This window comes from Verrucomicrobium sp., assembly GCA_028283855.1.
Taxonomy (GTDB): domain Bacteria; phylum Verrucomicrobiota; class Verrucomicrobiia; order Methylacidiphilales; family GAS474; genus GAS474.
In genome coordinates this window covers 393,938-406,077 of the sequence record JAPWJX010000003.1, presented here as the reverse complement: position 1 = coordinate 406,077, position 12,140 = coordinate 393,938, and the positions used below count along the sequence as shown (strand labels likewise).

Genomic DNA, 12,140 nt, shown 5'->3' with positions numbered 1-12,140 from the left:
CCGGTGGCCTCCCGGCCTCTTTCCTGTGAGGCCTATGGCCTCATGGATCATCAAGCAGGAGCCGACCTCCTACCCCTTCTCCCAGCTGGTGAAGGACAAGACGACCGCCTGGACCGGCGTGCGCAATTTCCAGGCGCGGAACAATCTCCGCGCCATGAAGAAGGGGGACCGCCTCTTCTATTACCATTCTGTCGAGGAGCGGGCCGTCGTCGGCCTGGCGAAGGTGGCTAAGGAGGCCTATCCCGATTCCACGGCGGAGGAGGGGGACTGGTCGTGCGTAGACGTGGCGGCCGTGAAGGCTCTGCCGAAGCCGGTGACGCTGGACCGGATCAAGGCCGATCCGAAGCTGAAGGAGATCGCCCTGGTGCGGCAGAGCCGCCTCTCCGTCGTCCCTCTGGCGGAGGCGGAGGCCGACCGCCTGGAGCGGCTGGGCGGCCTGTAAAGGGTTAGTCCAGCGGGGTGACTTCCCCGATGAGGAAGGAGTTGGGCTTGAAGACCTCTCCCTTGAAAACGTCGCCCCAGACGCAGTGGCGTTCCATGTCGTTTTCCTTCCGGAACTCCCCGGAGCTGATGGAAAGGACCATCCGGCGCCGGTCGTGGGCGGGGCCGACGCCGTTGACCCAGCCCCAATTTCCCTGGATGACGAAGGTTTTCCGGCCCGGTTTTTTTTCCCAGGTGCCCTCGATCGTGCGCCCGCTCAAGCCGAGGGGCTTGGACTCGAACGTGCCGTCCTTGCGGAAGAGGTAGTAGGAGAAGCCGTCGCTGATGGCCAGGCTGCCCCGCTTCTCGATGGCCCGGGCGGGGTCGAGGTCTTCCGCGCGCAGGGCCGCCGCCAGGACGAAAAGGGAGAGGAGGGTAAGGAAAAGGCGCCTCACCGTTTTTTGCGGGCCGACTCGGCCCGGCCGGATTGCTTGCCGATGATTTTGGAAACGCGGGTGGAGGGGTCGAGCGTCTCCTTTTCCCGCCAGACCCAGCGGATCGGGCAGCCTTCCAGCGGGAATTTCTCCCGCACCTTCAGCTCCAGGTAGCGCTGGTAGGCGGGGAGGAGGAGCTTGCGGCTGTTGACGAAGGCGACGAGGGTCGGCACGGGATGGGGCTTGTCGTCGTCCAGCTGGTGGGTGGCGTAGTAGAGCTTGAAGCGGCGGTTGGCCACGGAGGGGGGCAGGTAGCGTTCCTGCGCCTTTTGCAGCGTCTCGTTGAGCGCGGCGGTGGGAATGCGCGCGCGGCGGCTTTTTTCGATCCGTTCCACGGCGCGCAGGATATGCTCCACGCGCTCGCCGCTCTTGGCGCTGGTGAAGAGGACGGGGGCGTATTCCAGGAAGAAGAGGTCGTGCCGCAGGGCGTTGAGGTATTCCTGCTCCCGCTTCTTTCCCGCGTCTCCCTGTTCCTGCACCACGTCCCATTTGTTGAGGACGATGAGGCAGGGGCGGACGGCCTCGGCGATGAGGCCGCCGATTTTCTTGTCCTGCATCTGCACGCCGGCGGTGGCGTCCAGGGTCAGCACGCAGACGTTGGCGCGGTTGATGGTGTGGGCGCTGCGGCCGGTCATCTTCACCTCCAGGGGATCGGAGACTTTCCGGCGCTGGCGCATGCCCGCGGTGTCGATGAGGGTGAAGGGGCGGTTCTTCCAGCGGAAGGGGACGTCGACGGAGTCGCGCGTGGTCCCGGCCACGTCGCTTACCAGGGTGCGGCGGTCGCGCAGGAGGGCGTTGACCAGGGAGGACTTGCCCACGTTGGGCCGTCCCAGGAAGGCCAGGCGCAGGGGCTGCTCCGGCCGGGCGGCGGCCTCCTCCTCCGTGGGCCAGCCCTCGGTGAGGGTTTCCAAAAGTTCCTGCACGCCCAGGCCGTGCGCGGCGGAGATGGGGTAGACCCCCTCGAAGCCGAGGCGGTGGAACTCGTCGGCGCGCTCGCCCAGGGCCTCGGTGTCGAGCTTGTTGACGGCGACGAAGACGCGCCGCCCTTCCCGCTTTTCCCCCATGCGGCGGAGCTGGCGGGCGATGTCCTGGTCGAGCGGGGTGAGCCCCTCCCGCCCGTCGACGACGAAGATGATTTCCCCCGCCGTCTCCAGGGCGATCTCCACCTCCTGCGCGATGGCGGCGGCGAAGCCTTCCCGGTCGCCCAGGCCGATGCCGCCGGTGTCGACGAGCTCGAAGGCCCTTCCGTCAAAGCGGCAGGGGGCCACCAGGCGGTCCCGGGTCACGCCGGGGCGGTCGTGGACGAGGGAAATTTCCTTTCCGGTCAGGCGGTTGAAAAGGGCCGACTTGCCCACGTTGGGGCGGCCGACGATGGCGACGGTCTTCATGCGTGGGGAGGGTGTGGGGGTTGTTTGGGCCCGGCCTCCAGCGCGTGGAGGCCGTCGCGCAGGTAGAAGAGGGCGGAGACGGCGGTGAAGAATCCCGCCGCGTCGCAGAGGAGGCGGGTTATGGAAAGCTTGAGGAGGGCGGCGCAGATGGCGGCGAAGACCAGGCAGGTGGAGACTTTCCCCGTCCAGTGCGGGCGCACCTCCACGGGGTGGTGGAGGTAGTGGAGCGTCAGCGCGCCGACGGTCAGGAAGACGTCCCGGCTCACCACCAGGACGGGGAACCAAAGCGGGAAGGCCGGGATCGACCGGTAGTGGACGACGGAGAGGGAGACGAGGGCGGTGAAGACCAGGAGCTTGTCCGCCAGGGGGTCGAGGATGGTGCCCAGGCGGCTCTTTTGGTTCCAGTGGCGGGCCAGGTAGCCGTCGACGCCGTCGGAGACGGCGGCCAAAAGGAAGAGGCCGAAGGCGAGGAGCCGCAGCCGCTCGTCCGGCGCGCCGCGCTGGTCGCCCTCCGCGTAATAGAGGAGGGCCCCCAGGAAGACCGGCACCAGGAGGATGCGCCCGATGGTGATCCGGTTGGCCCAGGTCATGCGGGGGCGTGGGCGCCGAGCGCGCGGTCGATGCGGGTCAGGACGCGGGCCTTCCCCAGCACTTCCAGGAGGTGGTAGAGGCTGGGGCCCACGGAACGGCCGCTGGCGGCCAGGCGGACGGGGTGGATGTAGGCGCCGACTTTCTTGCCCTCCGCCTCGGCCAGGGCCTTGAAGCGGGTTTCCAGGGCGGCGGCGGTGAAGTCGTCGGCCTTTTCCAATTCCGCGCGGAGGCGCGTCAGGTTGGCCAGGCCTTCCGGCGTGAAGACCTTGGCGACGGCGGCGGGGTCGAAGGCGAACTCTTCCTGGAAGAAGTAGCTGAGCCATTCCGGCAGCTCGCGGCCCAACTTGATCTTTTCCTGCACGATGGCCAGGGCGGCGCGCAGGTAGGCGGGGTCATGGCCGGCGGGAAGGACGCCCGCCTCCGTGAGGAGCTGGACGGCCAGGGCCTCCAGGCGCTCCATGGGGGCCTTGCGCATGTACTCGCCGTTGAGCCAGAAAAGCTTGTTGGTGTCGAAGACGGCGTTGCCGCGCTTGATCTGGGGCAGGTCGAACTTCTCGATCGCCTCCTGCATGTCGATGATCTCGCGGTTCTCCTTCGGCGACCAGCCGAGGAGGCAGAGGTAGTTGCGCACGGCCTCCGGCAGGTAGCCGGCGGCGATGTAGTCCCCCACGGAGGCGCCCTGGTCCCGCTTGCTCATCTTGGAGCCGTCGGTGTTCAGGATGATGGGGATGTGGGCGTAGCGCGGCGCGGGCAGGCCGAGGGCCTCGAAGATGGCCAGGTGCTTCGGCGTGTTGGAGAGGTGCTCCTCCCCCCGGATCACGTGGGTGATCTTCATCTCGATGTCGTCGATGACGTTGACCAGGTGGAAGACGGGGGAGCCGTCCTTGCGGACCAGGACGAGGTCCTGGTCGTTGGCGCGGTCGAAGGTGACGTCGCCGCAGACCAGGTCCGGCACCACGATGGGGGTGCGGGGGATCTTCAGCTTGAGCGCGCCCTCGTGCTCGTAGACTTTTCCCTCCTCCCGGAGGCGGTCGACGTATTTCTTGTAGATGTCGTTGCGCTGGCTCTGGAAGTAGGGGCCGTAGGGGCCGCCCTTGTCCGGGCCTTCGTCCCAGTCCAGGCCGAGCCACTGGAGCCCCTTGAAGATGATGTCGACGGCTTCCTGCGTGTTGCGCGCGGCGTCGGTGTCCTCGATGCGGAGGATGAGCTTGCCGCCGGTGTGGCGGGCGTAGAGCCAGTTGAAGAGGGCGGTGCGGGCTCCGCCGATGTGGAGGAGGCCGGTGGGGGAGGGGGCAAAGCGGACGCGGACGGAACTCATGGAGCCGCCACGCTAGCCTCCGCCGAGGCGGCCCGCCAGCCCTATTGCACCCAGCCGCTGGTGAAGGTGACCACGGAGGCGTCCTGCGCGGCGAACCACTGCTCGTAATGGGTCCGCGCCAGCCGGAATTCTCCGGGCATCTGCATGAGGAGGGTGAGGGCGCCGACCCCGTCGAAGTAGCGGGCGTTGCCGTCCTGCCCCAGGTGGGCGAAGAAGCCGTTCAGGTCCCGCGCCTCGACGTGCCGCCAGAGGAGCTCTTCCCAGACGGCGCAGTCTTTGAGGATCTTTTGGTCGACGGGGAAGGGGTGCTCGAACCGGGGGCCGACGTGGCAGCCGTCGATGCTGACGATGGTCTGGAGCCGCCTGCCGTAGCGGGCGGCGGCCTCCCCCACCGCGCGGGCGAAGCGGGCGGAATGGCTTTGCGGGCCGGGGGGCTTTCCGGCGGCCACTTCCGGGAAGAGCCCGCCGCAGAGGACGGGCAGGAAGGTGAAGGGCCGCTCGATGCCGCGCAGTTTCCGCAGCGCCTGGAGGAGGACGAGGGGAAACTCGATCGAGTGCTCGCCGACGTGGGCTTCCAGGTCGGCCAAGGGGAAGGGGCAAGCGGCGGCGATTTCCTCCCCCAGGGCCTTTTCCACCTGGACGGTGCCGAGCGGCGTCCGGTAGGGGCGCGCGTCGAGGCTCCAGGGAAGGCTGGCCCGGTGGCCGACGCCGAGGATCAGGTAGACGTCGGCCTCCGCGGGCCGCCGCAGCCACGGCGCGAAGGCGTGGCCGTAGGCGCGCGGGGAGACGCGGAAGTCGATGTGGGGGGTGACGATCGCGCGGGGCGGCGGCAGGTCCTTCTCCGCGTCCGGCTCCCAGGGGGCGCCGTCCGCTCCGCCGAAGAAGGCGCGGAAGTAGTCGAGGGCGGCCTCCGGCTCTGTCGGATAGCAGGTCCCGGCGCAGCGGGCTCCGATCATCGCGCAGGCCATGGGGACGCCCTAGATCACGGTCCCGTGCGGGATGACGGCTCCCTTCGGGATGACGACGATGCCGTCGCGGATGAAGTAGTTGGGGCCGTCGTGGTTGTCCGGCTTCCCCTCGGGGGAGATGCGGACGTCGTTTCCGATCCGCACGTTCTTGTCGATGATCGCGCGGTCGACGTAGGTGTTGTGGCCGATGCCCAGGCGGGGCAGGCCCTGGGCCTCGGCGGCGCGGACCTGGGCGTCGCTCTCGTAGAAGTCCTGGCCCATGAGGATGGCGTTCTTCACCGTGGCGCCGCTGTGGATGCGGCTGCGGATGCCCGCCACGACGCGCTCCAGGTGGGCGTCCATGACGATGCAGCCGTCGGCCAGGACGACTTTTTCCATCTGGCTGCGCGTCACCTTGGAGCCGGGCAGCGGGCTGTTGTGGCTGTAGATGGGGGAGGAGGCGTCGAAGAAGTCGAACTTCGGCATCTCCTCGCACAGGTCGAGGTTGGCTTCGAAGAAGGCCTTGATGGTGCCGATGTCCTCCCAGTAGCCGTTGTAGAGGTAGGCGTGGACCTTGTGGGTTTGCAGGAGGCTGGGGAGGATGTCCTTGCCGAAGTCGGGTTTGGTGCCTTCCAGGGCCTGCTTAAGGACGTGGCGGTTGAAGATGTAGATGCCCATGGAGGCCAGGTAGCGCGGCTCGTCGGCGGAGGCGCCGATCTGCTCCAGAAATTGGGGGCCCAGTTCCAGCGTTTTGAGGACGGCGGGGTCCTTCGGCTTCTCGACGAAGCGCCGGATCTTCTTTTCCCCGTCGATCTCGATCAGGCCGAAGCCGGTCGCCTCCGCGGGGCCGACGGGGATGGTCGCCACGGTCACGTCGGCGCCGGACTGGAGGTGCTGGGCCACCAGCTTGCGGAAGTCCATCCGGTAGAGCTGGTCGCCGGAGAGGATGAGGACCAGCTCGTGCGGGTGGTTGTCGAAGTGCTGGAGGTTCTGCCGCACGGCGTCGGCCGTGCCCTGGTACCAGGCGGCGCCCTTCGGCGTCTGCTGGGCGGCCATCAGCTCCACGAAGCCGTGGGTGTATTGGTCGAAGCGGTAGGCCTGCTGGATGTAGCGGTGCAGGGAGCTGCTGTTGAACTGGGTGAGGAGGAAGATGCGGCGGAAGCCGGAGGTGATGCAGAGGGAAATCGGGATGTCGACGAGACGATATTTGCCCGCCAAGGGAACGGCGGGCTTCGAGCGGTCGAGCGTGAGGGGGAAGAGCCGGGTCCCCGCGCCGCCCCCGAGGATCACCGAAAGCACGTCGCGGGAGGAGACCAGGGGAGGCGTCGATTCCATGGTGGTACCATTAGGAGGCCGTGGCCGGTTGGCAAGGGGGTACATTCAGGAAAGGGCCGGACGGACTGGCCATCGCGCCAGGGCCGGGCCGACCGGGAGGGGGATCCAAGGGGGGACATCCGTCCCCCCTTGCGTCTGTAAGCGTTTTGTTCGGAAGACGGCGCGCTGGCGCTGGCGCGTTAAAGTTGGGCCCTTGCTTCGTTTCCTGCGCTGGCGCGGTACTTAGGGCCGCCCGGTTCCGTTCCGGCTCAGTTGAGTGCGTCGTGGGCTTACTCTGGGATGGGGATTGGACTTACCCGCTTTCTCTTCGCCCGGCGGGCCGCTGCCCGGGCGGACCCACCCCCCTGCCGGACCGGCGGGCCCCGACCCATAGACCGGAGACGGAATGGGGCGCCGCTCTCATGTCCCAGGGCAGGAAGCACCCCCAGGGCCCAACTTTGCGTGCGCCGGCAGCCCGCGCGGCGCCCACCGGCCCGGGCTTTTACAGACGCAAGGGGGGCTCAGCCCCCCTTGGATCCCCGAGGGAAGGCCAGAAACCCATTGCGGCGGCTTCCGGGGACGGGCTAAGCTGGCCTTCCCATGTGCGGCATTGTGGCTTATCTCGGCGAAAAAGAGGCGCAACCCCTTCTCCTGGACGGCTTGCGCCGTCTGGAATACCGCGGCTATGACTCCAGCGGCATCGCCACGCTGAAGGGGGGCCGCCTTCACCTGGCCAAGAAAGAGGGCCGCCTCCAGGTCCTGGAACACTTCGTCCGGGAAGAGCCCCTGCCCGGCCACATCGGCATCAGCCACACCCGCTGGGCCACCCACGGCGTCCCCAGCGACACGAACGCCCACCCCCACACCGACCGCTCCGGCCGCCTGGCCCTGGTCCATAACGGCGTCATCGAAAATTACCGCACCCTGCGGCAGAAGCTCCTGGCCCTCGACCACGCCTTCAAGTCGGAGACGGACACGGAGATCCTGGCCCACTTGGTCGGCCACTATTACGACGCGATTCCCGCCGGCACCCCTTCCCGCCTCCTGAGCGCCGTCCAGCAGGCGCTCCAGGAAGTGCAGGGCACCTTCGGCTTGGCCGTCATCCACCAGGACTCCCCGGAAGAGCTCGTCGGCGCGCGGCGCGGCAGCCCGCTTATTCTGGGCATCGGCAAGGAGGGGAACTTCTTCTCCAGCGACGTGACGGCCATCGCCGGGCACGTCAACCAGGTCGTCTACCTCAACGACGGCGACATCGCCTGCCTGACCCCGGGCTCCTTCGCCATCACCTCCCTTTCCGGCACCGCCCCGCAGTACGAGATCAGCGAGGTGGACCCGATCGAGGCCCAGTCCGAGCTGGGCGCCTACTCCCACTACATGCTCAAGGAGATCTTCGAGCAGCCCCAGGCCCTGCGGGAGGCCTTCCGCGGCCGCCTCGACGTGGCCGGGTCGACGGCCAAGCTCGGCGGCCTCTCCGTCCTTTCGGAGGCGGAGCTGCGGGACGTGGAGCGCATCGTCATCGTCGGCTGCGGCACCGCCCGCCACGCGGCCCTGGTCGGCGAATACCTGATCGAATCCCTCGCCGGGACCTCCCGGTGGAGGTCGATTTCGCCAGCGAGTTCCGCTACCGGAACCCGCCGATGGACCGCAAGACCCTCTTCTTCGCCGTCAGCCAGTCCGGCGAGACGGCCGACACCCTGGCCGCCCTGCGCGAGGCCAAGAACAAGGGCTTCCGCGTCTTCGGCATCTGCAACCGCGTGGGCAGCTCCATCGCCCGCGAGACCAACGGCGGCGTCTACATGCACGCCGGGCCGGAGATCGGCGTGGCCGCCACGAAGTCCTTCACCAGCCAGGTGATGATCTTCACCCTCCTGGCGCTTTTCCTGGGCCGCCGCCGCCGCCTCTCCGAGGTGCAGGGGAAGGAGATGATCGAGGCCATCGAGCATCTCCCCGGCCTGGTTTCCCGCGTCCTGGAGCAGAGCGACGCCGTGCGTGACATCGCCGAGCGCTACCAGAGCGTCCAGAGCATGATCTTCCTGGGCCGCCTGCAGCAATATCCCGTCGCCCTGGAAGGGGCGCTGAAGATGAAGGAAATCACTTACATCAAGGCGGAGGGCCACCCCTCGGCGGAACTGAAGCACGGCATCATCGCCCTCATCGACGAGGCGACGCCCGCCGTCCTCATCTGCACTCAGGACGACGTCTACGACAAGAACGTCTCCAGCCTCCAGGAAATCAAGGCCCGCAACGGCTCCGTCATCGCCGTGGCCAGCGAAGGGGACGAGGGCATCGCCTCCATGGCCGACGAGGTGCTCTATATCCCGAAGGCTCCGGCCTTCCTCCAGCCGATCCTGGCATCCGTTCTTCTTCAGCTGTTGGCCTACCACACCGCCGCCGCGCTGGGCCGGGACATCGACAAGCCCCGCAACCTGGCCAAGAGCGTCACCGTCGAATAACGCCGCCATGGGCCACGATCACGACCACAACCATGATCACGCGTGCGGCCACGATCATCACGGCCACGATCACGAAGGCCACCATCACCACCACGGCTACAGCCACGCCGCGGGCGTGACGGACGAGGGGCGGCTGGCCCGCGCCTTCTGGATCATCTTCGCCTTCATGATCCTGGAGGTGGCCGGCGGCCTCTTCTCCGGCTCCCTGGCCCTCCTGGCCGATGCGGGCCACATGATTTCCGACGCCATCGCCCTGGGCATGAGCTGGGCCGCCTGCCGCCTGGGCCGCCGCCCGGCCGACGCCGCCCGCTCCTACGGCTATAAGCGGCTGGAAGTCCTCGTCGCCTTCGTCAACGGCTGCACCCTGCTGGCCGTCTCCGCCTGGATCCTGTGGGAGGCGGCCTACCGCTTCCGCAACCCGTCCCCCGTCCTGGGCGGGCCGATGCTGGGGGTGGCCGTCGCCGGGCTGTTGGCCAACGTCTGGTCGTTCCTCATCCTCCACGGCGGCAGCCGGGAGAACCTGAACATGCGCAGCGCCTGGCTCCACGTCCTGGGGGATTTGATCGGCTCCGTCCTGGCCATCGCGGCGGCGGGGATCATCCTGGGCACGGGCTGGTCGCCGATCGACCCGCTCCTCTCCATCGCCGTCGCCCTGGTCATCGTCAAGGGGGCGTGGGGCGTCGTCCGCTCCGCCGCGCACATCCTCCTGGAAGGCGCGCCGGAAGGCCTGGACATCTCCGCCCTGCGGGCCGAAGTGGCGGCGCTCCCCGGCGTGGCCGACGTCCACCACGTCCACGCCTGGTCGATGACCATGGAGGAGGCCCTCGTCACCCTGCACGTCCGCTGCGCGCCGGGCGGGGAAGCCGCCGCGCTCGTTCCGGCGATCCACACGCGGCTGCGGGAGCGCTTCGGTATCGCGCACGTCACCGTGCAGGTCGATCCGGACCAGTGTCCGGACGCCCACCACGGGCACGCGTAAGCCGGCTTTTTCGGCGCCTATTGCTAGTGGTTTGGCGTCTTCTGCCGATGGCGGAGACGCCCCGCCGGGGCTATATTCCCTCCATTCAACCCCCGCCCGCGCCCGCGGGCATAAGGAGACCCGCATGTGTGCCAGCCACGACAGCTTTCCCCAAGAAGACCGCTCCCCGCGAATGGAGCGCCGCAAGTTCTTGATGACCGGAGCGGCCTGGGCCGCCGCCCCCTTTTTGGGAAGCCTGGCCGCGGCCTCCCCGGCGGCTGAGGCGGCCGCTCCTTTTTTTGCCCGCGCCTATGGCGCGTCCGGCCCGAAGGAGCCGCTCAGGCCGATGCGGATCCAACGCCGGGCCATCGGTCCCCATGACGTGCTGCTCGACGTGCTTTACTGCGGCGTCTGCCATTCGGATATCCACACCGCCCGCAACGAGTGGGTGCCGATGATGCCGACCCAATACCCCAGCGTCCCCGGCCATGAGATCGTGGGGCGGGTGAGGGAGGTCGGCAGCGCGGTGACCAAGTTCAAGGCCGGCGACATCGGCGGCGTGGGCTGCATGGTCAACTCCTGCGGCGCGTGCGAGAACTGCGAGGCGGACCGGGAGCAGAACTGCCTCAAGGGCGCCACCTTCACCTACAACTCGCCCGACCCGGTCCTGGGCGGATTCACCTACGGCGGCTACTCGGACAAGATGGTCGTGCCGGAACACTTCGTGATCCGCATCCCCCCCGGCATGGATTTGGCGGCGGCCGCCCCGCTGCTCTGCGCGGGCATCACCACGTTTTCTCCCATGCAGCATTGGAAGCTGGCGGCGGGCCAAAAGGTCGGCGTGATCGGCCTGGGCGGCCTGGGCCACATGGCTGTGAAGCTGGCCGCCGCCCGCAAAGCGGATGTCACCGTCTTTACCACGACCCCGGGCAAGATCGCCGATGCCGCGCGCCTGGGCGCGCGGGAGGCGGTGCTGTCGACCGACGCGGAGGCGATGAAGCGGCACGCCAGGAAGTTTGACCTGCTGATCGCCGCCGTGCCGCAGGCCTTTCCCATGCAGCCTTTCTTAAGCCTCCTGAAGCTCGACGCGACCCTGGTCAACGTCGGGGCGATGGACGCGCTTCAGGGTTTGGTCGGCATGGAGCTGGCCTTTGGGCGGGCAAGCGTGGCCGGTTCGGTCATCGGGGGCATTGCGGAGACGCAGAGAGTCGTCGATTACTGCGCGGCGCGGAACATCAAGGCTGACGTCGAGCTGATCCCCATCCAAGACATCAACCGGGCCTACGACCGGGTCGTGGCGAAGGATGTCCGCTACCGGTTCGTCATCGACATGGCGTCGCTCAGGAAGGACGCCTAAAACCGAAGGCTCCGGCTTAGGCCGGAGGCAGGGGAGGGGGGACGGCGGCCCCGGCGGGCGCCCCGTTCGCGCGCAGGATCCAGATCTGTTCCTTGCCGTAGGCGGGCGGGTTGCGGTGGAAGTCGGAATACTCCGCCTCCGGATGGAAGCCGCACAGCTCGGCCAGGTAGCGGAACTCGTGGCGGAAGGTCCAGCGCATCTCCAGCACCTGGTCGACCTGCCGCAGCACGTTCCCCTGGGCGCTCTTTTCCACGTAGCGCCAGTGCTCCTTGAAAATCTGCGGCATCACGTTGTTCTCCCGCTTCAGGCATTCGGCGACGACCTGGTTGCCGGAGGGGTGGGCCATGGTGCGGGACTGGAAGATGCCGGTCTGCTGCCCGGGGGCGATGTACTTGAGAAGAGGGTCGAAGATATCGACGATCAGCTTGCCGCCCGGCACCAGGTGTTCCCGCGCCTTCTGCAGGCACCGGCGCTGCGCTTCCGGCGTGAGAAGGCACTGGAAGGAGCGGTAGGCGATGATGATGAGGGAGAATTTCTGCCCCAGGTCGAAGTCGGTCATGTCCGCCAGGTGAAGGTGGAGGCGGCCCGCCTTGTCCGGCGGGAGCTGGGCCAGCTTTTCCTTGGCCAGCCTGAGCATCGGCTCGCTGTTGTCCAGGCCGTGCACGTCGACCCCCGCGGAGAGGAGGGAGAAGGTGATCCGGCCGGTCCCGCAGGCCAGTTCCAGGACCGGGCCGCCGGCGCGGCGCGCCTCTTCCAGGTAAAAGGAGGCGTCGTCGTGCTTGGCGGACCAGGAGGAACGGCACTCGGCGTCGTAAACATCGACCTGCAGGCCGGGGCGGGAATAGAAAACGGGCAGCTGGGCGTCCATGCGTCTCTCCCTTCTATAGCTGGCGCCATGCC

The 12,140-nt window shown here is 67.9% G+C and carries 11 protein-coding genes and 1 pseudogene; 5 read left to right on the top strand and 7 right to left on the bottom strand.

Features of this window, described 5'->3' with window-relative positions:
- Window positions 1-34 precede the first annotated feature (34 nt).
- Complete coding sequence (locus tag PW734_03265) at window positions 35-442, top strand: EVE domain-containing protein (GenBank protein ID MDE1170218.1); 408 nt, start codon at window positions 35-37, stop codon at window positions 440-442.
- 4 nt (window positions 443-446) lie between these two features.
- Here PW734_03265 and PW734_03260 read toward each other — a convergent pair whose 3' ends face one another.
- From PW734_03260 to PW734_03235, 6 genes are read right to left on the bottom strand one after another with little or no spacing between them, the layout of a single operon-like run.
- The gene (locus tag PW734_03260) at window positions 447-875 is read right to left on the bottom strand and encodes a hypothetical protein (GenBank protein MDE1170217.1); all 429 of its coding nucleotides are present in this window, start codon (window positions 873-875) and stop codon (window positions 447-449) included.
- Window positions 872-2,302, bottom strand: a complete 1,431-nt coding sequence (gene der / locus PW734_03255; GenBank protein ID MDE1170216.1) for a ribosome biogenesis GTPase Der — start codon at window positions 2,300-2,302, stop codon at window positions 872-874. The genes PW734_03260 and der overlap by 4 nt, the downstream gene beginning before the upstream one ends.
- Entirely contained in the window at window positions 2,299-2,892 is a 594-nt protein-coding gene (locus tag PW734_03250; GenBank protein MDE1170215.1) for a CDP-alcohol phosphatidyltransferase family protein, read from the bottom strand. Before PW734_03250 ends, der begins: the two co-directional genes overlap by 4 nt.
- On the bottom strand, window positions 2,889-4,211 hold the full coding sequence (gltX, locus tag PW734_03245) for a glutamate--tRNA ligase (GenBank protein ID MDE1170214.1): 1,323 nt from the start codon (window positions 4,209-4,211) through the stop codon (window positions 2,889-2,891). The genes PW734_03250 and gltX overlap by 4 nt, the downstream gene beginning before the upstream one ends.
- Window positions 4,212-4,252: 41 nt before the next feature.
- Window positions 4,253-5,167 carry an AmmeMemoRadiSam system protein B gene (gene amrB, locus PW734_03240; GenBank protein ID MDE1170213.1) on the bottom strand — a complete coding sequence of 305 codons (915 nt, stop codon included), beginning with the start codon at window positions 5,165-5,167 and terminating at the stop codon, window positions 4,253-4,255.
- Between the two features lie 21 nt (window positions 5,168-5,188).
- Window positions 5,189-6,493 carry a glucose-1-phosphate adenylyltransferase gene (locus tag PW734_03235; protein ID MDE1170212.1) on the bottom strand — a complete coding sequence of 435 codons (1,305 nt, stop codon included), beginning with the start codon at window positions 6,491-6,493 and terminating at the stop codon, window positions 5,189-5,191.
- Window positions 6,494-7,072: 579 nt separating this feature from the next.
- On the opposite strand from PW734_03235, the pseudogene PW734_03230 reads away from it, so the two are divergent.
- The 4 genes and pseudogenes from PW734_03230 (at window position 7,073) to PW734_03215 (ending at window position 11,240) form a co-directional block, all read left to right on the top strand.
- A pseudogene (locus tag PW734_03230) lies at window positions 7,073-7,999 on the top strand (class II glutamine amidotransferase).
- A gap of 110 nt (window positions 8,000-8,109) precedes the next feature.
- A complete protein-coding gene (locus tag PW734_03225) occupies window positions 8,110-8,925 on the top strand; it encodes an SIS domain-containing protein (GenBank protein MDE1170211.1) in 816 nt (271 codons plus the stop codon).
- A gap of 7 nt (window positions 8,926-8,932) precedes the next feature.
- Window positions 8,933-9,904 (top strand): cation diffusion facilitator family transporter, encoded by a 972-nt coding sequence (locus PW734_03220; protein ID MDE1170210.1) that lies wholly within the window; start codon window positions 8,933-8,935, stop codon window positions 9,902-9,904.
- 172 nt (window positions 9,905-10,076) lie between these two features.
- On the top strand, window positions 10,077-11,240 hold the full coding sequence (locus PW734_03215; protein ID MDE1170209.1) for an NAD(P)-dependent alcohol dehydrogenase: 1,164 nt from the start codon (window positions 10,077-10,079) through the stop codon (window positions 11,238-11,240).
- Window positions 11,241-11,256: 16 nt separating this feature from the next.
- Here PW734_03215 and PW734_03210 read toward each other — a convergent pair whose 3' ends face one another.
- A complete protein-coding gene (locus PW734_03210; protein MDE1170208.1) occupies window positions 11,257-12,108 on the bottom strand; it encodes a methyltransferase domain-containing protein in 852 nt (283 codons plus the stop codon).
- Between the last annotated feature and the right edge of the window lie 32 nt (window positions 12,109-12,140).